Source organism: Ochrobactrum sp. Marseille-Q0166, assembly GCF_014397025.1.
Lineage (GTDB): Bacteria > Pseudomonadota > Alphaproteobacteria > Rhizobiales > Rhizobiaceae > Brucella.
On the sequence record NZ_JACJUO010000001.1, the window covers coordinates 279,009 to 302,282 of the forward strand.

The following is a 23,274-nucleotide window of genomic DNA, read 5'->3' on the forward strand; positions in this document are numbered from 1 at the left end:
AATCAAGACAAAGGGCCGATCTGATTGTCTCAGACCGGCCCCTTCAATGTTGTCTTCAAGATGCGATCTTATTTGCGCTTGGCTTCAACAGCGTCCCAGAACAGGGCTGCAATGTTGGTGCCGTCGAAGCGCTCAATCTCACGAATACCGGTCGGCGACGTCACATTGATCTCAGTCATGTAATCGCCGATCACGTCGATACCGACGAGAATGAAACCACGTTCTTTAAGCGATGGTCCGATGCGCGCGCAGATTTCCTGCTCGCGCGCCGTCAACTTGCTTTGCTCAGCGCGGCCACCGACATGCATGTTGGAACGTGCATCGGTTTCCGAAGGCACGCGATTGATCGCACCTACCGGCTCACCATCGATCAGGATGATGCGCTTGTCACCCGCACGCACATCCTTGAGATAACGCTGCGCAATAAACGGCTCCTTGAAGAGCTGGCCGAACATTTCAAGAAGCGACGTCAGGTTACGGTCACCATCCGCGAGATGAAATACGCCCGCGCCGCCATTGCCGTAAAGTGGCTTCAGGATGATGTCACCAAACTCGCGACGAAATTCGAGCACTTCCTGCGGGTCTTTTGTGATCAGCGTTTCCGGCATCAGATCAGGAAATTCAGTCACGAAAATCTTTTCCGGGCTGTTGCGGACCCATGCCGGATCATTGACCACCAACGTCTTTGGATGGATACGCTCCAACAAATGCGTGTTGGTGATGTAGTTCATGTCGAATGGCGGATCCTGACGAAGCAGTACCACATCCATATCCAGCATGTTGCGACGCACCGGCTCGCCAAGTGAGTAGTGATCACCCTTAATGTCGCGGACTTCCAGTCTTTCCAGCCGAGCCGTAACAACGCTATCGCGCATGGAAAGCCGATCAGGCGTATAATGATAGAGTTCATGGCCGCGCTTCTGCGCTTCAAGTGACAAAGCGAAAGTGGTGTCACCTGTAATATTGACCGTGCTGATATGGTCCATCTGGACCGCAACTTTTAGCGACATGATTTCCTCGCGATTCTCAGTTGCCGGAACTTAAAACGGATTGCGCACGCAACATAGCCCTTTCTGCTTACACAAATATTTGTAGCTGGATCACACTCACAGGCTTTATTATGCTGAAACGGCTAAGCCCGGGAGGAACAGGTGAGCGCAGTCAAGACAACAATATTTGCCGAACATATTGCCGAGCTTGGAGAGGGGCCAGGGTATGACCCGCTCGCCAGCCAAACCTGGTGGTTTGATATTCTCGGCCAGCATCTGATTGAAAGAGCAGATAGTGGCGAAATTCAAACACATGATCTTGGTATGAAAGCCAGCGCGCTTGCAGTCATTGATCGTGAGCGGCAACTCATCGTCAGTGAGCACGGTCTGTTTGTGCGGGAGCGCGCGAACGGACGCTTGACGCTGCATCAGCCGCTGGAAGCGGATAATGAGGTTACGCGCTCCAACGATGCGCGGGTGCATCCATCGGGCTCTTTCTGGATAGGAACTATGGGCAAGAAGGCCGAGAAAGATGCCGGCTCCATCTGGTGGTATCGCGAGGGACAGGTAAAGAAGCTTTTCTCCGGCATTACAATCACCAACTCGATCTGCTTTTCGCCCGACGGCAAGATCGCCTATTTTGCAGATACAGACCGCAACATCATCTGGCGCGTTGATACGGATCCCGAAACTGGCCTGCCGACATCGGAAAAGAGCGTGTTTCATCACCGTGTGGAAGATGGCGGCGTCGATGGCTCAGTGGTGGACGCAGAAGGTACGCTGTGGAACGCCTGCTGGGGCGGGAGTGCACTCAATGCCTATTCTCCCCAAGGGCGCTTGATACGCTCGATCAAGCTTCCTGTGAGCCAGCCAACATGCCCGGCTTTTATCGGTGCGGATGCTTCGGTGCTTATCGTCACCAGTGCACATGAAGGCATGAATGAAAATGCCCGCAATGCGGATCCACATGCGGGCAAAGTCGTTTTGCTTGATCTTTCCGTCAGCGGTCGTCACGATCCGCCTGTGAGATTATAAAGGTTACACGCCTTCAACGATGACGATTTCACCGTCCGCCACTGTCTGGCGGATGGCTTTTGCAGCCTGATATTCCGGTGAATTGTAGCAATCGAGCGCATGCTGCATCGTTTCAAACTCGATGATGACATTGCGCGCGCGACCCGGTCCTTCAACGGCTTCGGCTTTGCCACCGCGCGCTATGAACTTCGCACCATAACGCTCAAAAGCAGGCTTGGCTGTCGAAACATAATCCTTGTAGCGCTCCGTATCACGGGCATCCACGCGGGCGATCCAATAGGCTTTGGTCATATCATCCTCCTCCGAAAACCGATTAGGCAACCGAGCGCATTTCTTCCAGAATGGCAAGCGCTGAAGCCCTGCGATCGCTTGCGCCGACAATTGGTCGCGCAACGACGAGATGACTTGCACCGGCTTTCAGCGCATCGGCGGGGGTCATGACACGCTTCTGGTCGCCCTTCTCAGCTCCTGCCGGACGAATTCCGGGAGTGACAACGGCCATATCGGGGCCAATGGCCTGACGAATGGAAAAAGCTTCTGCAGCCGACGCAACAATCCCGCCCATGCCTGCATCATGCGCCTGTTGTGCACGCTTGAGAACCAGAGCCTCCGGCGTATCGGAATAACCCGCCTCTTTGAGATCACCCTCATCCATTGAGGTGAGGACCGTCACACCAAGCAGGCAAAGATCAGAACCTTTCGCCGCTTGCACTGCCGAACGCATGGCTTTTGGATAGGCATGAAGGGTCAGCATGGAAACCCCCATCTTCGCGACATTCTCCACACCCTTGGCGATGGTATTATCGATGTCCAAGAGCTTCATGTCGAGAAAGACTTTTTTCTTCGCTGCAATCAGACTCTTTGCGAAATCAAGACCACCTGCAAACACAAGCTGATAGCCGATCTTGTAGAAAGTGGCTGCATCGCCCAGCTCTTCGACAACCTTTTCCGCTTGAGAAACGGTTGGCACGTCGAGGCCCACGATCAGTTTATCGCGCAAATCTGTGGTCGTCATGGTAATCTCCGCTGTGATTTTTGCTCTACAACACCGGCCCAAAAATCAAAAACGATTTTTGGAAACCATGATGCGTAGATCAATAGTTTAGAGCGTCCTTTTGCGCCCGGTTAGACGCACGCGCTCTAGTCGCACAACAGGGCGCGGTACGAAAGATACCGCGCCCTGAAATGTACAGATAGTGTCGATTATTAGCGCCCCGGATTGCTCGAGTGCTTGATCAGGCTCGTGCAGACAGCGCTCAACATCTTTGCCTGGCGCTCATTTTTGAGTGTGTCATCGTCGTTGAAAGCATCGGCAGCACCGCTAACGGAACATTGCTCGGTAATGATTTGTGTTCCTACCGCCATCAGTACCGCGCGTAGATGATAGAGCCCACGCATACCCGCAAACGCACCGTTTGACGTCGAGCAAAGCCCGACCGTCAACCCCGCATAGGGCTTCAATGGCTTGTCACCATCCTTTGAAATACGGCTAATCCAGTCAATGGTGTTTTTAAGAAGCGGCGGAATCGATGCATTATATTCCGGCGAGCAAATCATCAGCCCGTCATGCTCTGCCAACAGACGACCAAGCTTGATTGCATTTTCAGGAATGCCTTCTTCGGCTTCCAAATCCTCATTCATTATCGGCAGCGGATAATCGGCCAGCGACAGACGCGTGACTTTCGCACCCTGTTTTTCGAGTTCTTTTTCAGCCGCATCTGCCATATGGCCCGAAAAGGCTCCCTTGCGGATAGAACCGGCAAAAACCAGAATTTTTGCTGTCATAGAATTGTTTCCTCCGTGGGAATTCAGATGATCGGGCGACGATATACCCAAAGCTGCGCAGGCGGTACATTACGAACGACAAAATCATAATGTTGCACAGTGTAATTACCCTTACCAGCCGGGACCGGCGGACGCGGACCGTAGGTGATCTGAACCAGCGGGCGACCGCGTGGAATACGGGACAGGAGATCATCCATCAGCTGAATGCGGCTCGGCATCGGAAAATTCAGCATCGGCACGGCTGAAATAATGCTGTCAAACTGCTGATCTCTCATCGCACCCAGTGCTGTATTGAGATCAAAAACATCGCCCTCGATAATATTCACATCTGGATAAACCTTATCGAGATGTTCAACAAATGCAGATGAATACTCAACTGAGTAGAGATCGGCAGGCTTCACACCATGGGCAAGAATGGCTTTGGTGATGACACCGGTGCCAGGTCCAAGCTCGAGAACAGGCAAGCCTGATTTCGTATCAATGACACTTGCCATGCGTCGCGCTGTAATCGAACTTGTCGGCAATATCGCGCCGACCGCTTTGGGTCCGTCTATCCAACCTTTGAAAAAACGGATTTCCTCATCGAACTTAGCGGCCAGTTTCCTGCCGAGCTGCACTGCCATTCTTATTGCTCCCATTGTCGCTATCAGACAAGTTTATGCCGCATCAGATTACTTAAGCAAGGCAAGAATAGGGAAGAATATAAAAAAAAGGAGCCGAATGGCTCCCTTTTTTCACTCACCTATACCTTCGAAAAATTCCTTCATCCGAGAGAAGAAGCCTGCTGATTTCGGGCTATTCTCTTTGGACGAGAGTTGTTCAAATTCCTCAAGCAATTCGCGCTGCCGTTTGGACAGGTTTTGAGGAGTCTCAATATCGATCTGAATATAGAGATCGCCCATAGCCTGCTGGCGCAGAACAGGCATGCCCTTGCCCTTGAGCCGGAACTGCTTGGCATTTTGCGTACCTTCCGGCACTTTCACGCGGGTCTGGGTGTTATCCAACGTGGAAACTTCGAAGTCTCCACCCAGCGCTGCTGTGGTCATCGAAATCGGAACCTTGCAGTAAAGGTCAGCCCCATCCCGCTGGAAGAACTCATGCGGTTTCACCGATAGGAAGATGTAAAGATCACCCGATGGTCCGCCACGCGTTCCTGCTTCGCCTTCGCCAGCCAGACGGATACGCGTACCGTCTTCGATTCCAGCTGGAATATTGACCGAAAGCGAACGTTCCTGTGTTACACGACCCTGACCATGGCACTTGCCGCAAGGGTCCTTAATGATCTGGCCGCGACCATTGCAGGTTGGGCAGGTTCGCTCTACCGAGAAGAAGCCCTGTGCAGCACGAACACGGCCCGAACCGGAGCACATGCTACAAGTGGTCGGCTGCGAGCCCGCCTTAGCGCCAGAGCCGGAGCATTCATCGCAAGTGATGGAAGTCGGCACACGAATTTGCGCGGCCTTGCCGGAATAAGCTTCTTCCAGAGTGACTTCCATATTGTAGCGAAGATCAGCGCCGCGTTCGCGCCCGCCATTGGATCGGCGACGACCACCCCCCATCATTTCGCCAAAAATATCTTCGAAAATATCGGAGAAGCCGCCAGCGCCACCAAAGCCGCCACCGCCAAAACCATTGCCCATGCCGCCATTTTCAAAGGCTGCGTGACCGTATCGGTCATAGGCTGCACGCTTCTGCGGGTCCTTTAGCGTTTCATAAGCTTCGCCGATTTCTTTGAACTTGCGTTCGGCATCCGGATTATTTGGATTACGATCCGGATGATACTCCATGGCGAGCTTGCGAAAGGCGCTTTTAAGCACCTTATCGTCTGCTGTTCGCTCCACACCCAGAGCTTCGTAATAATCGATTTTCATAGTTCGTTATCCCGACGGCAGGAGCGCGTGCGATAATTACGGCTCCACGGTCCCATTTCGTGCCGACATATATTTGCCTGCTGGACTATCTTAGTTTGTCCGTCCGGTGCAACCGTCCCGAAAGGCCGCAAAAGCCCGGGAATGACCCGGGCTTGAGCGTTTACGGACAAGGCTTACGACTTTTTCTTGTCGTCGTCGATTTCTTCATAATCGGCATCGACAACATCGTCGTTGGAAGAAGCCTGCTCACCACCGGCAGCACCACCTTCTTCAGCAGCCTGCGCCGCTTCATACATGGCCTGACCAAGCTTCATCGAAGCCTCGGCGAGGGTCTGCGTCTTGGCCTTGATGTCTTCAGCATCATCACCTTCAAGCGCGGTCTTGAGCGCTGCAATTGCGCCTTCGATTGCCTGCTTGTCTTCAGCCGAAACCTTGTCACCATATTCCTTCAGCGACTTTTCAGACGAATGAAGGAGGCTTTCACCCTGGTTCTTGGCTTCGACGGCATCGCGACGCTTCTTGTCAGCTTCAGCGTTTGCTTCCGCGTCCTTGACCATCTTTTCGATGTCGGCATCCGAAAGACCACCCGATGCCTGAATGCGGATCTGGTGCTCCTTGCCGGTGCCCTTGTCCTTCGCGGACACGTTCACGATACCGTTGGCGTCGATGTCGAAAGTGACTTCGATCTGCGGAACGCCGCGCGGTGCCGGAGGAATGCCAACGAGGTCAAACTGGCCGAGGATCTTGTTGTCAGCAGCCATTTCACGTTCGCCCTGGAAAACGCGGATCGTCACAGCCGACTGATTGTCCTCAGCGGTCGAGAAGGTCTGCGACTTCTTGGTCGGGATCGTGGTGTTGCGTTCGATCAGACGTGTGAACACGCCACCAAGCGTTTCAATACCGAGCGAAAGCGGAGTTACGTCGAGCAGCAGAACGTCCTTGACGTCGCCCTGCAGAACGCCGCCCTGAATTGCTGCGCCCATGGCAACAACCTCATCCGGGTTCACGCCCTTATGCGGTTCCTTACCGAAGAACTGCTTCACGACTTCCTGGATCTTCGGCATACGGGTCATGCCGCCAACCAGAACCACTTCGTCGATATCGCCAGCCTTGAGGCCTGCATCCTTGAGCGCTGCCTTGCATGGCTCAACCGTGCGCTGCACGAGATCGTCTACAAGACTTTCGAACTTCGAGCGCGAAAGCTTGATAGCAAGGTGCTTCGGACCAGTCTGGTCAGCGGTGATGAACGGCAGATTGATTTCGGTCTGCTGCGAAGAGGAAAGCTCAATCTTTGCCTTTTCAGCAGCTTCCTTGAGGCGCTGCAAAGCAAGCTTGTCATTCTTCAGATCGATGCCGCTTTCCTTCTTGAACTCAGCGACGAGGTATTCGACGAGACGCATGTCAAAGTCTTCACCACCGAGGAAGGTATCACCGTTTGTGGACTTAACTTCAAACACACCGTCGCCGATTTCAAGAACCGATACGTCGAAAGTGCCGCCACCAAGATCGTAAACAGCGATCGTCTTGCCTTCGCTCTTGTCGAGACCGTAGGCGAGAGCTGCAGCAGTTGGTTCGTTGATAATGCGCAGAACTTCAAGACCAGCGATCTTGCCAGCGTCCTTGGTTGCCTGGCGCTGCGCATCGTTGAAGTAAGCTGGAACCGTGATAACGGCCTGCGTAACAGTTTCGCCCAGATAAGATTCGGCGGTTTCCTTCATCTTCTGAAGGATCATGGCCGAAACCTGCGATGGGGAATATTTCTTGCCGTGAACTTCCACCCAGGCATCGCCATTGTCGCCCTTGACGATCTTGTAAGGTACAAGATCCTTGTCCTTGGTGACCATCGGGTCATCAAAGCGGCGGCCAATCAGACGCTTTACGGCAAACAGAGTGCCTTCAGGGTTTGTGACAGCCTGACGCTTCGCAGGCTGGCCAGCGAGGCGTTCGTCACTATCGCTGAAAGCGATAATCGAAGGTGTCGTACGGGCACCTTCAGCATTTTCAATAACCTTCGCGCTTTTTCCGTCCATGACGGCGACGCAGGAGTTGGTCGTTCCCAGATCGATACCAATAACTTTAGCCATATTTCTCTCCATTCAGCAAACCGCCTGAACCTCTACCGAGCGTTCCATAAGCGGCTCCTATCGGTTTCACAATGCCTGCTTCAAGGTGTGGTGTCGGGAGGGATATTTCAACCTACCCGGCCTTTTATCAAAGCCTCATGCGTGGCGTATATAAGAAAGGGTCTTTTTCACTGCAAGTCACAAGCTGCAAGGGATAGAAAGATTTCTTCCTGACAATTGTTCGAGTGGTCTCATTCCGATATTTGCATCCCTCAGTTACAGACCTCGAGCAAATGGCTCAATACAAAAATGCCACAAGCAAGCTTATGAATCTATTTGATTTTTCGAATTTGACGTTTGAAACCAAACTCATGTCAGCCGCTATTCGAACGTCGAATTCAAACCACTACTCGCACAAATCAGACTTTCACGAAGCCGTCGCTTTTACCAGCGCGATAAATCGCATCGATGAATTTCTGATTGGCTTTTGAGTTTTCCAAAGAAAACAGCATCACGCCTTCGCCCTTCGTAGAGCGCACGAAATTTTCGGCCTGAAGCTGATAGTGGTTGGTATCGGAGAACGACCAATGCGCCGCCTCTGTATGTTCGGCATTGTTGAGCGTAATACGGCCATGACCATATTTGCCTGTATTAAACGGTGCATGAACTTCGATGAAGCCCCTGTCACCGTGGAAAACCATGGCTTGCCGACCGGCAAGCTGCGTTGCAACGTAAAAGCTGAGATCAAAACCATCGAATCGGGCAGATACATTGGCATACCGATCAGTGCCGAACTTCGGGTCGAACTCGACCGACGCCTGAACTGAAAGCGGTTCTTTCTCTGTCACCATGCGCGTAACAACGGTTGGATAAACGCCGATGTCCGGCAGCACACCACCGCCAAGTTCAGGCTGATTGCGCATATTGGTTGGGTCATCATTAAAATAACTGAAAGCGCCCTGTACATGGCGCAACGTTCCGATCGCGCCTTCGTCAAGAAGCTGGCGCAGCTTGATCCATTGCGGGTGGTAATAGACCATGAAGGCTTCGGCGATTGTCACCTTATACTTGTTGCGCGCAGCAATCAGCTGGTCGATATCCTCGGCTTTCAGAGCAATCGGCTTTTCGCAGAGAACATGCTTGCCCGCTTCTGCAGCCTTCAGCGTCCATTCGATGTGCTGTGAGGTCGGCAACGGGATATAGACACCATCCACCTCATCGCTTGTCAGCAATTCCTCATAAGAACCAAAGGCCAGCGGCGCACCAAACCGATCAGCAACTGCACGCGCACGCGCCTGATCGCGACTGGCGATTGCGTGGACCACACCATTATCGGAAGCGCAAAGCGCCGGAATAACCTGCGTAACGCCAATCTTTGCGGTCGAAAGAATACCCCAACGAAACATTCCAGTCCCTTTGCTCATTATGGTCTCAGCCTTCTTTGTCCCAGCTCTGAATAGTCAGTTCTGGCCAGTATTCCAACGCCCGGCGAGCCTTGATTTCATATGTTTCGCGGTTATCGATGGCATGATTGGGCCGAATACGAAACGAAAAAATATCATCCAGTCCAAAAGGAGCGTGAATGGTCAGACTATCGTCATGCTCTAGCCTCACGCCAACGCAATGGGCAATTGCTGCATAACGCTCAATCGATTCGGAAGCGCAACGAAGCGGAGAATAGGGCTTTCCGAAGCGCTTTTCGAACCATAGATGAACGCGCGCTTGATTGCGTATCTCGACAGGATGCGTATAGCCTTCAAAAGCAATAGCCCCCGCTTGAATGGCCAAATCTTCCGCGTGCCATGAGAGATCAGAACCATCGAAATAAGCGATATCGATATCTTTGATGCCATAGCCATGAGTGCGCCCGGTCAACGCGTTCCATACAGAATTATAAAGCGCACCGGAAACGAGCCACCAATCCGGAAGGTCAAGACGGCGTGCGCGCGAAAGTGCGCCCGATAGGATCGGATCGTTTTCGATTATTCTGCAAAAATGTTCTGTCTGCGCTGATCGGGGGAGGCCGGAATAGCAAAGATGTTTCAAATTCACGCCCCCATAAAGTGATGCTGCATCTCATACGATCCGCGAAAAAAATCAATGAATGCGCGGAGTGCCGGGCGCATCTGGCGACGGCTTGGATAATACATGTAAAGACCCGCAAACGGCTGGCACCAGTCCTCAAGTACCCTCACCAGTCTTCCATCCGTGAGGGCATCCCGAACGTGATCTTCGAACAGATAAGCGAGACCAGCGCCATTCAGAACTGCATCGAGAATCAGTCGGTCATCATTGAGAATAAGCGAGCCGTTGACGGCAACTTCCAGCTCTTCGCCCGCCTTTTCAAACTCCCAGCGATAGATACGGCCACTTGAAAAGCGATGCCGAACACAGCGATGCTGCATCAGATCATTGGGGTGTATGGGAATCGTTGTCGCTTCAAGATAGGACGGTGAGGCAACAATCGCCGCACGTAGATCACTTGTCAGGCGGGCGCAGATCATGTCAGCCTCAAGGCTCTCGCCCAGCCGCATACCAGCATCAAAACCAGACGCGACAATATCGGTGAATGCGCTTTCAACCGTCAGATCAAGCGTAATGTCGGGATAGGCTTGAGCGAACTCACCCAAACGCGGCGCAATGACAAACTGTGCTGCGATATGTGGCAACGTTATGCGCAAGGTCCCTGCAGGGCGCTCACGCGCTTCAATCGCGGCACCCAACGCCTGATGAATTTCCTCCAGTGCGGGTGCAAGTCGTTCCAGCAATTGTCGTCCGGCATCCGTGGGCGCAACACTTCGCGTAGTGCGCGACAAAAGCCGGATGCCAAGACTGTCTTCGAGCGCTGCGACTGCATGGCTGACTGCAGAAGGTGCAATCGACAATTCACGTGCCGCGCCACGAAAACTGCCATGGGCAGCCACAGCTGCCAGAACAGCCAGTTGGGAAAGCTGATTTCGATTCATTGTTCTAAAATATAGAACAACCCGTGAAAATAAATCAGTATTATCGAGCGCCTGTTCGAGCGTTAGTTTCAACCTTACCGGATATGCCGAGTTTTCGGAGTATCCGTTCCTCGCAGATTTCAGAACTCGCCCCGAAAGGAATACCGATGAAAACGCGCAAGCTTGGCCAGGAACTAACTGTCTCCACAATCGGCCTCGGCTGCATGGGCATGAGCTACGCCTATGGCGGACAGGACGAAAACGATGCCATTGCCACTTTGCACCGAGCCTTTGATCTTGGCATCACATTCTTCGATACCGCAGAAGTTTACGGGCCTTATGAAAACGAAAAGCTCCTGGGCAAGGCACTCAAGCCATTTCGCGATAAAGTAACGATTGCCACGAAATTCGGCTTCAAGATAGTGGATGGCAATCCGGTTGGCGTCGATAGCCGTCCTGAAAATATCCGATCCGTGGCCGATGCTTCCCTCAAACGCCTCGGTATCGAAACCATTGATCTTTTCTATCAGCATCGCGTTGATCCGAATGTGCCGATTGAAGATGTCATAGGTACCATGAAAGATCTGATCGATGAGGGCAAGATCCGCACCATCGGCCTTTCAGAGGCAGGTGTAAAGACGCTGCGCCGTGCCCACGCCGTTCACCCGATTGCGGCACTTCAGAGTGAGTATTCTCTCTGGGCGAGAGATCCTGAGAGTGATGTTCTGTCTGTCTGTGCCGAACTTGGCATCGGCTTTGTACCTTATAGCCCACTTGGTCGCGGCATGTTGACCGGCAAGGTGCGTTCGCAATCCGATCTCGCAGCAGATGATTTCCGCAAAACCCTGCCACGCTTCCAGCCAGAAAACCTTGAAGCCAATAACAAGCAGGTGGATCTAATTGTCGATATTGCAAAGGAAAAGCAGGTGACACCAGCACAGCTCGCACTTGCCTGGGTTCTCCATCGGGGCGATTTCATCGTTCCTATCCCCGGCGCACGCAAGATCAACCACCTCGAAGACAATGCAAAGGCTGCCTATGTATCACTAAGCAATCATGAGCTGGAACGCTTGGACACGCTTTTCAGCTCTGGCACGATTGCTGGCAAACGCTATCCCGATGCATTGCTGGCAATTACCGGCCTATAAAGCTTTTGGCTTTATGCAAGGAAAGGCAGTTGATCATCTCTGCCTTTCCCGTTCACAGAATAAAACAGATACGAAGATTTAAATTACCAATCTCATAAAGTAGAAAAATCTAATAAGGCTTGTCATTCTTGCAGCCGCATGCTTTTTGCGCGCTATGCAAACAGGAACCATCACGAAAGTGCTTGGCATATTTGCCATCGCCGCCGCTGCTATTGCTTGCTGCTCCCTCGTGGGGCTTGGCCTTATGTATGGGATCTATGGTGTCATCTTCATCGATGGTGTCGCAAGCATCTTTCTTATTGCTGTCTGCGCGGCGATATTCTGGTTCTCGAAAATCGACTGGCGAAAGCCGGAAGCAGCGGCCATCATGATTTCATTCATGTCGTTTATGGCCATGTTTTTCGACAGCCGCGGCAACCCTGTTTACAACCAACCTCTCGCATGGCTGTTCGGAAGCCCCGGTAGCCGCCTTCAAATCAAAGAAATCGTAAGCCATGGCGGCGGCAGTACCGGCGTGAATTACGAGTTCCAGATCGTTAATGTTTATGGCGCAATTGAACGTACGATCAGCGGCTGGTTTGTGATTCCGTTCCGTTTTGTCGAATACCTGATCGTGCTTTCAATCGTCACATCCATCATCACGGTCATAAGAAATCACTCCGGGAGCAACTGGCTCCCGGACAACGCCAGAGAATGATGGGCCAGAGAATGATATTCGACCGTTCGGAGGGGTACATGTTTCCGGCTTTTGAACTGCAATCATTTCACCGTTTTTAGAATGTGCTCAATGAGGGAAAAACACATGAAACGCTTCTCGCCTCGTGCGATCCTGTTCACGCTTCTCGCGGTCATTCTGCCAACCGCTGCTTTCGCGCAAACTGCCGATGAGGCAGATCCAAATGCCGCGATTGAAAAAATGAATGCCTATGTTTCGCTTCTCAACCGCACCATTCGCGCTTCGGAATCGCTCGACCGCTATGATAGCTGGGTCGACATGAAGAAAGGCCCGACCGGTAAGGAACGCAATGTCTACGGTCTTTACTCGCTTTATGATGTACGCAGCGAAATTGAAGCAGCCGAGGAAGCCACCAAGCAAGACCCAAAACTCCCTGCGCTTGATGAAGCGATGGTGAGCTATATTGCGATCTATCAGAAGCTGGCCCCGGTGGTTGATAAAGCGAGCAAATATTACGACCGCAAGGACTACAAGTCCGACAAGTTTGCAGGTGCCAAGGAATTTCATAAGCAGATCGCGGAATATGCGCCGGAATTCACCAAGGAACGCAAGCGTGTTGATGCCCTGTTGAGTGAAGAAAAGAGCAAGATCGACCTTGCAGAGCTCAATGCGCTTGAAAAAGCAGAAGGCAAGAAAGCCAGCTGGCAGGTTCGCAATGTCATGATGCGTGCCAATGCTGTTGTTGAATTGCTACCGGAAAATGAAAAGCCGGTTGTGGATATGGAAGCCTTTGGCAAGGCCATGGATGCTTATGCAGCGGCTGTTCGCGAAATGGACGATTACGCATCCGAGCATCCAAACTCGTTCCACGTTTTTGAATCCCGCCCTGCAAGCCTTTTGGGCAAGCTGCGTGACTTCCAGGAAAAGCTGGAAAAGACCAAGGGCGATGCCCGCAAGGGCAACGTAGCGTCTGATCTGCAATGGATCGTCAACGACTATAATACCATGGTCTCGACATCGCAGAGCGCAACCATTTTCTCGAAGGATTAGAGCGTAATCCGACCGGAGTGAAACGAAGATCGATAAGGTTATGCTTTAAATAGAATGATTAGAATACCGGTTTGATCCAATCAGATGGGCATTCTTAATCACTCCTTCCGATAAAAAGAGCCGGGGCATCAACCCCGGCTTTTTGTTTGCAGGTTGAGAATTACATCCGGCGCAAGGCACGAGGCGCAAGTGTCAGCAGACCCAAAAGCGTCATGATAAGGCCCACCCATAGCGGTGCGTGAAGGCTGTATCCGGATTGAAGCGCAAGACCGCCTGCCCATGGCCCAAGCCCCAGACCGATATTAATGACCGAAGCGTGCATCGCATTGACCAGCGCTCCGGGATGCGCAATCCGCATGACTCGGGCAATGAAAGCCGGATTAAGAGCAATCCCCGTAAGACCAATCATGACGATTGCCAGCATGGTTGCAAATTTCAGTTCAGCGAAGAGGGCAAAGATCCCCATTGCCGCCAGCATGATCAGAATGCCGGTGAAAATGGTTGCAATCGTATGACGGTCGGCAAAACGACCAACAATGTAATTGCCGATGATGTTTGCAGCGCCATAAACCGCCAGCAAGTAAGGCAATTGCGCTTCCGGGAAGCCAGCCAGTTTCGCGGTAATAGGCGAAAGATAGCTATAGACCGAAAAAGAAGCGCCGATCACCAGAGCGCTGGTTGCATAAGCTGCCCAGAGCCGTGGCTTGCGCATTTCATTGAGCTCTGAACGCAGATTTACGTCGTCGTTATTCGGTGCTGCTTCGATCTTGAGAGCGATCACGAAGGCGCAGAATAGAATAAGCACAACAATCATCCAGAAACTTGTCCGCCAGCCAAAGGCGTTGGTGATGGCAGTTGCAAGCGGCACCCCAAGAACCGTGCAAAGCATCAATCCTGCAAACACCAGCGAAGACGCGCGGCCACGCAGTTCAGGCGTAACCAGCTGCGCAGTAATTGCCAACATCAGACCAAAACTGGTTGCAGCCGCCATACCCGTCACAACACGCGCCACGAGCATCACATGAAAACTGCTGGTCGAAGCAGCTACACTTTGAGCAGCCGCATAAAAGATCAACAGAAAGAGTAATCCGCGCTTGTTCTCGATTCTGAGGGCGAGAAAAAGCACCGTGACCAGTGGGCCACCGACAGTCATCCCCAGCGCATAGACCGAAATCAGATTGCCGATATCCGAAACGGACCGCCCAAAAGCCTGCTGAAGTGCTGGCATCATGCCTGAAATCATCAGTTCGGAAGTGGTCAGTGCAAAGACGCCGAGCGTCAGGCAATAAACCACCAGCGGAATTGCACGCGCCTTGCTTGAAGACGCAGAAACCCCTTCCGCCGCGAGGGCAGAATCACACACTTCGTTCATGGGACGAATCCTATTTATGTAGTCAATACTACATAATTCATATCGTCTTGCTCCAAAGCGTCAAGCAAATTATATAAGGGCGACTACAGAAAGGGCAAAAAATGGTTCCGCGCGGCCGACCGCGCAGTTTCGACCGCGATACTGCGCTGGAAAAAGTCATGAAAGTCTTCTGGGCAAAAGGCTATGAATGCGCCCAAATCAACGATTTCACATCGGCGATCAGCATTACACCGCCGAGCTTCTACGCAGCCTTTGGCAATAAGGAGCAGGCCTTTCGCGAGGCCGTGGACTATTATAACCGCACGATTGGCGCTGCCCCTTTCGATGCGCTTGAAAATGCGCGCACCATTCAGGACGGTATGCGGCAGTGGCTTGAACTAAGCGCCGACAGCGCCTTTGCCTGCCCTGCTGGTGGCTGCATGATCAGTGTCAGCTCCATCCAGTGCAAACCGGAAAATGCCAATGTGAAGGCGTTCCTTCAGAAGGTTCGCCATCACAATCAAGACCGGCTTTCACAGCGCCTGAAACGTGCCATTACTGCAGGTGATCTGCCAGAACAAACCGACGTCACGCAGATGACTGAATTTTATCACATGATCCAGCAGAGCATTTCTTTTGAAGCCCGCGATGGTAATTCGAGGGAAGCTGTACAGAAAATCATCGACATGGCCATGTTTGCCATGCCTTCGCGTGCAGACGTTCCTGCATGAGTAGCGCAATATCCGCCATCCTGATCCATGTCAGTGATGTTGATGCAGCAATCGAATGGTATCGAAAGGCCTTTCCACACGCGGTCCTCAAACATCTCGAAGCATTTGATTTCAGCTATCTGCAAATCGGCGATGTTGATCTGGAAATTGTCCCGGCAGACGAAAAGCTTTTGTCAGGTGCAGCCGGAAGCATTGTCTATTGGCATGTCGAGGACTTCGATCAATCGCTCGCACATTTTATAGCTATTGGCGGCACGCTTTATCGCGGACCGCTCGAAATCCAGGACAACATGCGCATGTGTCAGATTAGAGACCCATCGGGCAATTGCGTTGGTCTGCGAGGTTAGAAACAGTCTAGAATTAAACCGCATCTCCAATTGAATAAATCAATTGGCGCTCTGATCTTCCTTATTTCAATCATAATCTTTTTGATTCTCGTTAAATTTATTTATTTTAAAAATCAAAGTTGGAATAATTTTATATTGGTTAAACGATCCGAAAACCGCAAGAATAAATTAAATTTATTTAAAAAAGTAAATCCAGAAATAAAAACCGGATTTACTTGTATTTAAATGTCAAATAAATCCATTTATCCTTTTTTTGCAGTTAAAGAATTATATGCTGAATTTAAATTTCCAGCATTTTTAACGCCTGCCGATATCAACGCAGTTGCTGTTCCCCCCACCAAAGCGGCACCAGCACCTCCAGTGGCCAATCCGGCAACCGTTGCGACAACAACAGCAGGGGCAGCCTTACCAATCTCCCCACCAAGCTGCCTAGCGCTCTCATGAATGCTATCCAAATCGTCAGTCTGAAGTGAACTACAAAAATTTGCACAGCAAAGGCTACTCAAAATACCCTTTTTAAGGCCGCGAAAGATTGCTGTCAGCTTACTATTATCAAACGCATCCTCCCCTCTATAAGAGTTTCTTTTTGACTCAATATTATCTTCATATTTCTTTAATATAAGATTCTTTAAGTCACCAGATTCTATAAATTTATCCTTCCCATAAGATAAATTACTGACATTTTCAAATAGTAATGAACTAGTAATATCTTCATCTTTAGTATAAATACTATCCGGCCTAATATTAATCTTTGATATTTCGCCTCCAAATTTTAAAATCCATTTATCTTCTGGTTTATTCAAATTAACCAAAAACATTCCGCAAGGATTTTTACTTTTCTGACCATCCTTATCTATATAAGCATAATTAAACTTCAAGCTTTCGTGTTCATTAGAAATTTTTTCTTCTTTTAGAAGCAATGCTTCTTTTATGACATCATTATCATCCAATTTAGAAGCATGGTGATACGTTAGGTTCATCAAGTAATGGACAACGTCTTTTTTAAATTCATTAAAAACCTTGTTATACAGCTTTTTAGATTTTGATGAACTTACGTTATTCGGATTTAAATCACGATTCGTCAGGACTCTATCCTGTGTTGGCGGTTGAATTTCATTGACAAATACAGATGCCGCAGAAACAGACCAAGGGTATTGCCCTTCTTTCGCCTCAGTGTGCCAATCATTCGTATGATTCAATTCTGCATTTTTAATTTCAACCTTTCTCATTTTCTCAACTCGCGAAAATTGCTCTAGCAAAAACGCAGACCTTAAGTCCTGCAACTTTGGAGTTTTATACGTTGAAGAAACACCACTTGGACTGGGAACAAAAATAATTTTGGGCTTTTTGTTTTCAACAGGCGTAGGAATATTAACAGAATGCGCACTTGTTGCTTCGCTTACGTTCATAAAAAACCTCAATTAATAAATCGAATAGAGAAAATTATCATTACTAAACATGATGCCAAAAGTCATATATATTATATATATATTGATATATAAAAATATAAATTTTAGGCAAACAAATAAGAAATACATATTTATTGTATATTGACATCGCTGTTGCTCGCGAAGCGCACGATTGTCGGGTTGGCAACACGAGACTGGATTTCAGGTGACAATGCTTCCAGCTCTCTGTGTCGGTCAGTGTACAATCATCCCTGCAACAGCACCGCGACCGCAGGCCGCTTTAAGCTCACCAAGCGAAGCTCCGTCGAAGAAATCAAACCTGAAAACCAGCTCTCGACATAACCGTACGGAGCTTTATTCAACCTTTGAGAGTAGGCGCTTGGCAATGCTATAATCGTCGTTGCTATGCGTAAGCATGTGGCGGCTTCCGAACAAATAGCATGACGAAAAAGACCGAGGAAACGCCTCGGCCTTTCGAATACTGCTATAGCACTAAAACTTATCAGCTTAGCTTTGGATGCCGGTCAACAAGCGACTGCCTGCGTAATTTAAGTGCCTCTATATCACTCTCAAGAGACGCAATTTTTTCGTCAATATCGTCAACGCGTTCTTCAATATTGGCATAAGCCTCTTTAAGCAAAATCTTTGCCTCAGACTTATTCGAAGCGCTTGGCGTATCGCCCCGAAGTGGCTTGTTTGCTGTTTCACTCAGAAAAAACGCTGTTATCAAACCGATTATTGAAGCAGCCATTAAATAATAAGCCGGCACGTAAAGACTATCTGTTGCTTCAACAAGCCAGGCTGCAACAGTCGGCGTTAGTCCTGCTATAATAATGGATATGTTGAAGGCACTCGCCAGCGCACTATAGCGTATTCTCGCTGGAAACAAGGCTGGCAATGTCGACGCCATGACACCGGTTAAGCAATTGAGGAACACTGCAAGCATTAACAATCCAGCAAAAATCCTAGGCGTATTATTGCTCGTGACGAGATGAAATGCGGGAAGCGACAGACACAGCAATCCGAGGCTACCAATCAGCAAAAATGGCTTGCGTCCGAATCTGTCACTTAGAAATCCAACGACTGGCTGGACAAACAACATACCAATCATCACAACGATGATAATCAAAACACCATGATCTTCTGAATATCCAAGGCTTTGGGACAGATAGGTCGGCATATAAGTCAGCAGCATATAGTAAGTGATGTTTGTAACAAGCACCATGCCAATGCACACTGAGAGCGACTTCCAATAGTTGCGGACGATCTCCTTAAACGAGACCATCGGGCGGTCTTTTATCGCATCCTGATCCTCTTTTTCCATACGCTCGAGCTGCTGGGTAAAGGCCGGCGTTTCTTCAGCAGCATGGCGAAGGTAAAGACCGATAAGTCCCAAAGGTGCAGCGAGATAAAATGGAATGCGCCATCCCCAGTCCAGAAATGCGGCTTCACCCATCATGGTGCTTAAGAACACCACAAGCCCCGCTCCCATGACAAAGCCTGCAATCGACCCGAAATCGAGCCAGCTCCCAAGAAAACCTCTTCGGCGGTCGGGTGCGTATTCCGCAACGAAAATCGCAGCGCCTGTATATTCTCCGCCGACCGAAAAACCCTGAACAAGTTTACAGGCCAGCAGCAGAATTGGGGCCCATATGCCAATTGTCGCATAGGATGGAATAAGGCCGATACAAAAAGTACTGGCTGCCATAATAATGATCGTCAGCGACAAGACTTTTTGCCGCCCAAAACGATCGCCCATAACGCCGAAGAACAGGCCTCCTAGTGGGCGTACCAAAAATGGCACCGAGAATGTTGCGAGCGCTGCAATCGTCTGAATTCCGGGTGCTGCATTTGGGAAGAAAACCTGGCCTAACGCATAGGCGACAAATCCGTAGACGCCAAAATCGAACCATTCCATCGCATTGCCAAGTGCAGCGGCGGTGATTGCTTTTTTGAGCTTAACATTGTCGATGACTTTGATGTCTTGGATTTTCAACGGTTCAACAGATGTTGCACCACCCGAATTATTATCTTGCACCATTCGCGCAGCCTCTACATTTCGCAATCATATGAATGTCTTGGGATATAAAGGGGACATTTTCTGAAAGACAAGGCAAGCCGGAAGATCGCGATCGGGAATAGTTATAAATATCTCGCAAATTATTATGCTTTGGAAAGAAAAGCCCGACTTGAGCCGGGCTTTTTGCTTTTGCTTATCCGCGAAGAATGCCGCCAGTTTGCTTTGTCACATTGGCAACGATCTGCTTTGACAATGCTTCCAGATCCTCGTCTGTCAGTGTGCGATCCTGCGGCTGTAGGAGCACTTCAACCGCAATCGACTTCTTGCCTTCACCAAGCGACGCGCCTGAGAACACGTCGAACACTTGAACCCCAACGATCAGCTTCTTGTCAGCGGAGGAGACTGCCTTCACGACGTTGCCAGCTTCAACATCCGCATCCACCACGAAAGCATAATCACGCTTGAGACTCTGGAACTGCGAAAGATTGAGTGCAGGCTTGGTACGAGTGGCCTTGGCCTTCGGCTCAGGGATTGCATCAATATAGACTTCAAAGCCGCAGAGCACGCCCGACACGTCAAGCGCTTCCAGCGTATCCGGATGGAATTCACCGAAATAGCCTAAGATCACCTTTGGTCCGAGCTTCAGCGTGCCCGAGCGACCCGGATGGAACCACTCTGGACCACCGGCTTCGATCTGGATACGATCAACCGGAGCACCAGCCGCTTCAAGTGCTGCCAGCGCATCAGCTTTCGCATCGAAGACCCCAACGGGCGCTGCATTGCCAGACCAGAAACGACCCGAGCCTTCAACGCCTGCCGTGCCGCGACGAATACCGCCAGCCACACGACGCTGCTGTTCAGGCTTGTCGCCTTCATAGATGCCCGACACTTCAAACAAAGCCGTATCGCCAAAGCCGCGATCCGCATTGCGCTGTGCCGCTGCAAGCAGGCCCGGTAACAGGCTGGGGCGCATATCCGACATGTCTGAAGCAATCGGATTGGCAAGTTTAAGTTCAGCTTTGCCACCGCCAAAAGCTTTGGCCTGTGCTTCGGAAATGAAGGAATAAGTCACGGCTTCCATCATGCCGCGCGAAGCAAGTGTGCGGCGAGCCAGACGCGTACGGATCTGTAAAGTCGTCAGAATGCGGCCATTAACCGTGCCAAGGCCCGGCAGCGGCTGTGGTTCGATTTGATTGATACCATGAATACGCATGACTTCTTCAACGAGGTCGGCCTTGCCTTCCACATCGCCACGCCATGTTGGCACGGTTGCCTTGATAACCTTGCCATCACCTTCAACGCCGAAGCCAAGACGCTTCAGAATGTCGAAGGATGCATCATAGGAGACGTCGATACCGGTAAGGCGTTTGACTTCCGAAACCGGGAAATCGATGATACGCGGTGCGGGCTTCTCATAACCGACGACATCCAGCACTGTCGGCTGACCGCCGCAGAGTTCCAGAACCAGCTTGGTGGCAATTTCAGCACCAGGAACCATCATTTCGGGATCGACACCGCGCTCGAAACGATAACGTGCATCCGTGATGATACCCAGTTCACGGCCTGTACGGGCGATCATGCGCGGGTCCCACAGAGCCGATTCGATCAGCACATCGGTGGTGTTTTCATCGCAGCCCGAATGCTCTCCGCCCATGATACCGGCAATCGATTCGGGTCCGTTATCATCGGCAATCACATACATGCCCGGCTTGAACTTATATTCGCGCTGATCGAGGCCGAGAATCGTTTCGCCATCCTTTGCCGCACGCACTGTCAGATTGCCTTTGACCTTTGCCGCATCAAAAACATGCAGCGGACGGCCCTGATCGAATGTCACATAATTGGTAATATCCACCAGTGCATTGATCGGACGCAGCCCAATATCTTTCAGACGCTGCTGCATCCATTTAGGGCTTGGGCCGTTCTTGACGCCCTTAACCATACGCAGTGCGAAGCCGGTACAGAACGGGTTTTCGGCATCCTGATCGAGAATGACCTTAACAGGTGTTTCCCCCTCGCCCTTCACTGCTTCTGGAAGGGTATTTTTAAGCGTGCCAAGCCCCGCGGCTGCCAGATCGCGTGCTATGCCGCGAATGCCGGTGCAATCCGCGCGGTTAGGCGTCAGTCCGATCTCGATAATAGGATCGTCAATGCCTAGATAGCTTGCGAAGCTTGTGCCAACCGGTGCATCTTCAGGCAGATCGATAATGCCGTTATGTTCGTCAGAAAGTTCCAGCTCGCGTTCGGAACACATCATGCCGAAGCTTTCGACACCACGGATTTTGCCAACCGAAAGTGTGACATCGAGGCCCGGTACATAATCGCCCGGACGGCCCAGAACACCAACGAGACCGGCGCGCGCATTGGGTGCACCGCAAACGACCTGAACCGGTTGACCTTCCCCCGTATCGACTGAGAGAACGCGTAGCTTATCAGCATCAGGATGCTGTACCGCCGTCAAAACCTTGGCAATTTTGAAAGCCTTAAAAGCAGCGCGGTCATCGACCCCGTCCACTTCCAAACCAATATCGGTCAGCTTTTCGACAATCTCATCAAGCGTCGCATCGGTTTCAAGGTGATCCTTGAGCCAGGAAAGTGTGAATTTCATTTGTGTGTTCCTTCCTGTCTTTATGCGCTCAGACCGCCGAACAGCGTCGGCAAGTCGAGTGGACGGAAACCGTAATGGTTGAGCCAGCGCACATCAGCATCGAAGAAGGCGCGCAGATCAGGCATGCCGTATTTCAGCATGGCAATGCGGTCGATCCCCATGCCCCAGGCAAAGCCCTGATAAACATCTGGATCAAAACCTGAAGCGCGCAGCACATTCGGATGCACCATGCCGCAGCCCAAAATTTCGAGCCAGTCAGTGCCTTCACCGAACTTCACATGCGGGCCGGAACGATCGCACTGAATATCAACCTCAACGGATGGCTCGGTGAATGGGAAGAAGCTCGGACGCATACGCATCGTGACATTGGGTACTTCGAAGAAAGCCTTGCAGAACTCTTCCAGCACCCATTTCATATTTGCGACATTGGCCGACTTATCGACAACCAGACCTTCGACCTGATGGAACATCGGCGAATGGGTGGCGTCGGAATCCATGCGGTAGGTTTTGCCGGGAATGACAATACGAATCGGATCGTCGCGGCCTTCCTTATCGCGGATCGCCGCAAATTTCTCCATCGTATGCACCTGCACAGGCGAGGTATGCGTGCGCAGAAGTTTGCGCTCACCCTTCTCGTCTGCATTGAAGAAGAACGTGTCGTGCATTTCGCGCGCCGGATGGCCTTCAGGGAAGTTCAGCGCCGTGAAATTATAATAGTCGGTCTCGATATCCGGACCTTCGGCAATCGAGAAACCCATATCGGCGAAAATCGCCGTGATTTCATCAATGACCTGAGAAATCGGATGGATGCGGCCACGCGATACAGCAGCTTCGCGAACAGGAAGCGTCACATCGACCTTTTCACGCTCAAGGCGTACTGCAATGGCTTGCTTGCGCAGCTCTGTCTTGCGTTCAGTCAGTGCATCAGCGACGCGGTTCTTGAGGCCGTTGATGGCAGGTCCCTGCGCCTGACGCTCTTCAGGCGTCATTGCGCCCAGCGTCTTCAGCTTTTCAGAGATAGTGCCTTTTTTACCGAGTGCTGCAACGCGCACCGCTTCGATCGCCTGCTCGTCGCTGGCTGCAGCGATTTCGCCCATGATCGTTTGTTCGAGTTGTTCAAGATCGCTCATTGTCTATATCCCTCTCGTGTCCAGGGGACACTCGACGCCTCTTGATTTGCTTTCCCTGTCGTGCCTGTGGCACTCCACGCCTCTTGATTTAAATCCCGTCACACATGCGCATAACA

The 23,274-nt window shown here is 51.0% G+C and carries 21 protein-coding genes; 6 read left to right on the top strand and 15 right to left on the bottom strand.

Annotated elements, in window-relative coordinates; translation table 11 throughout:
- Positions 1–68: 68 nt before the first annotated feature.
- A complete protein-coding gene (gene gshB, locus H5024_RS01285) occupies positions 69–1,010 on the bottom strand; it encodes a glutathione synthase (RefSeq protein ID WP_187543667.1) in 942 nt (313 codons plus the stop codon).
- 141 nt (positions 1,011–1,151) lie between these two features.
- Here gshB and H5024_RS01290 point away from each other — a divergent pair, with 141 nt between their 5' ends.
- Positions 1,152–2,024, top strand: a complete 873-nt coding sequence (locus H5024_RS01290) for an SMP-30/gluconolactonase/LRE family protein (protein WP_187543668.1) — start codon at positions 1,152–1,154, stop codon at positions 2,022–2,024.
- A 3-nt stretch (positions 2,025–2,027) separates the two neighbouring features.
- Here H5024_RS01290 and H5024_RS01295 read toward each other — a convergent pair whose 3' ends face one another.
- From H5024_RS01295 to H5024_RS01335, 9 genes are all read right to left on the bottom strand, one after another.
- Positions 2,028–2,315, bottom strand: a complete 288-nt coding sequence (locus H5024_RS01295) for a DUF1330 domain-containing protein (RefSeq protein ID WP_007872716.1) — start codon at positions 2,313–2,315, stop codon at positions 2,028–2,030.
- Positions 2,316–2,337: 22 nt separating this feature from the next.
- Complete coding sequence (gene pyrF, locus H5024_RS01300; protein ID WP_187543669.1) at positions 2,338–3,039, bottom strand: orotidine-5'-phosphate decarboxylase; 702 nt, start codon at positions 3,037–3,039, stop codon at positions 2,338–2,340.
- A gap of 191 nt (positions 3,040–3,230) precedes the next feature.
- Positions 3,231–3,809: an NAD(P)H-dependent oxidoreductase gene (locus H5024_RS01305; protein WP_187543670.1), complete on the bottom strand. Its 579-nt coding sequence runs from the start codon at positions 3,807–3,809 to the stop codon at positions 3,231–3,233.
- 23 nt (positions 3,810–3,832) lie between these two features.
- Positions 3,833–4,432, bottom strand: a complete 600-nt coding sequence (pmtA, locus tag H5024_RS01310; protein ID WP_187543671.1) for a phospholipid N-methyltransferase PmtA — start codon at positions 4,430–4,432, stop codon at positions 3,833–3,835.
- A 111-nt stretch (positions 4,433–4,543) separates the two neighbouring features.
- Positions 4,544–5,680, bottom strand: coding sequence for a molecular chaperone DnaJ (gene dnaJ / locus H5024_RS01315; protein WP_187543672.1), 1,137 nt, complete (start codon positions 5,678–5,680; stop codon positions 4,544–4,546).
- A 173-nt stretch (positions 5,681–5,853) separates the two neighbouring features.
- Entirely contained in the window at positions 5,854–7,764 is a 1,911-nt protein-coding gene (gene dnaK, locus H5024_RS01320) for a molecular chaperone DnaK (RefSeq protein ID WP_187543673.1), read from the bottom strand.
- Positions 7,765–8,162: 398 nt separating this feature from the next.
- Positions 8,163–9,149, bottom strand: a complete 987-nt coding sequence (locus H5024_RS01325; protein ID WP_187546499.1) for a Gfo/Idh/MocA family oxidoreductase — start codon at positions 9,147–9,149, stop codon at positions 8,163–8,165.
- 25 nt (positions 9,150–9,174) lie between these two features.
- On the bottom strand, positions 9,175–9,789 hold the full coding sequence (locus H5024_RS01330; protein ID WP_187543674.1) for a nucleotidyltransferase family protein: 615 nt from the start codon (positions 9,787–9,789) through the stop codon (positions 9,175–9,177).
- A 2-nt stretch (positions 9,790–9,791) separates the two neighbouring features.
- Complete coding sequence (locus H5024_RS01335; protein WP_187543675.1) at positions 9,792–10,709, bottom strand: LysR family transcriptional regulator; 918 nt, start codon at positions 10,707–10,709, stop codon at positions 9,792–9,794.
- 146 nt (positions 10,710–10,855) lie between these two features.
- Here H5024_RS01335 and H5024_RS01340 point away from each other — a divergent pair, with 146 nt between their 5' ends.
- The 3 genes from H5024_RS01340 (at position 10,856) to H5024_RS01350 (ending at position 13,562) form a co-directional block, all read left to right on the top strand.
- Positions 10,856–11,836: an aldo/keto reductase gene (locus H5024_RS01340; RefSeq protein ID WP_187543676.1), complete on the top strand. Its 981-nt coding sequence runs from the start codon at positions 10,856–10,858 to the stop codon at positions 11,834–11,836.
- A gap of 178 nt (positions 11,837–12,014) precedes the next feature.
- Positions 12,015–12,533 carry a hypothetical protein gene (locus H5024_RS01345; protein WP_348770674.1) on the top strand — a complete coding sequence of 173 codons (519 nt, stop codon included), beginning with the start codon at positions 12,015–12,017 and terminating at the stop codon, positions 12,531–12,533.
- A 105-nt stretch (positions 12,534–12,638) separates the two neighbouring features.
- Positions 12,639–13,562, top strand: coding sequence for a YiiG family protein (locus H5024_RS01350; protein WP_187543678.1), 924 nt, complete (start codon positions 12,639–12,641; stop codon positions 13,560–13,562).
- Positions 13,563–13,722: 160 nt separating this feature from the next.
- Here H5024_RS01350 and H5024_RS01355 read toward each other — a convergent pair whose 3' ends face one another.
- Positions 13,723–14,934 carry an MFS transporter gene (locus H5024_RS01355; protein WP_187543679.1) on the bottom strand — a complete coding sequence of 404 codons (1,212 nt, stop codon included), beginning with the start codon at positions 14,932–14,934 and terminating at the stop codon, positions 13,723–13,725.
- 158 nt (positions 14,935–15,092) lie between these two features.
- On the opposite strand from H5024_RS01355, the gene H5024_RS01360 reads away from it, so the two are divergent.
- Together H5024_RS01360 and H5024_RS01365 are read left to right on the top strand one after the other, a co-directional pair.
- On the top strand, positions 15,093–15,644 hold the full coding sequence (locus H5024_RS01360) for a TetR/AcrR family transcriptional regulator (RefSeq protein WP_247875198.1): 552 nt from the start codon (positions 15,093–15,095) through the stop codon (positions 15,642–15,644).
- Positions 15,641–15,991, top strand: coding sequence for a VOC family protein (locus tag H5024_RS01365; RefSeq protein WP_187543681.1), 351 nt, complete (start codon positions 15,641–15,643; stop codon positions 15,989–15,991). Before H5024_RS01360 ends, H5024_RS01365 begins: the two co-directional genes overlap by 4 nt.
- Before the next feature lie 242 nt (positions 15,992–16,233).
- Here the strand turns inward: H5024_RS01365 and H5024_RS01370 are convergent, their stop codons facing one another.
- The 4 genes from H5024_RS01370 to pheS all read right to left on the bottom strand — a co-directional run bounded on the left by H5024_RS01370 (position 16,234) and on the right by pheS (position 23,158).
- Positions 16,234–17,400 carry a hypothetical protein gene (locus H5024_RS01370; protein ID WP_187543682.1) on the bottom strand — a complete coding sequence of 389 codons (1,167 nt, stop codon included), beginning with the start codon at positions 17,398–17,400 and terminating at the stop codon, positions 16,234–16,236.
- Between the two features lie 502 nt (positions 17,401–17,902).
- Positions 17,903–19,441, bottom strand: coding sequence for a glycine betaine/L-proline transporter ProP (gene proP, locus H5024_RS01375; protein WP_187543683.1), 1,539 nt, complete (start codon positions 19,439–19,441; stop codon positions 17,903–17,905).
- Between the two features lie 172 nt (positions 19,442–19,613).
- Positions 19,614–22,028, bottom strand: coding sequence for a phenylalanine--tRNA ligase subunit beta (gene pheT / locus H5024_RS01380; RefSeq protein ID WP_187543684.1), 2,415 nt, complete (start codon positions 22,026–22,028; stop codon positions 19,614–19,616).
- 20 nt (positions 22,029–22,048) lie between these two features.
- Positions 22,049–23,158, bottom strand: a complete 1,110-nt coding sequence (gene pheS / locus H5024_RS01385) for a phenylalanine--tRNA ligase subunit alpha (RefSeq protein WP_187543685.1) — start codon at positions 23,156–23,158, stop codon at positions 22,049–22,051.
- Positions 23,159–23,274: the final 116 nt, after the last annotated feature.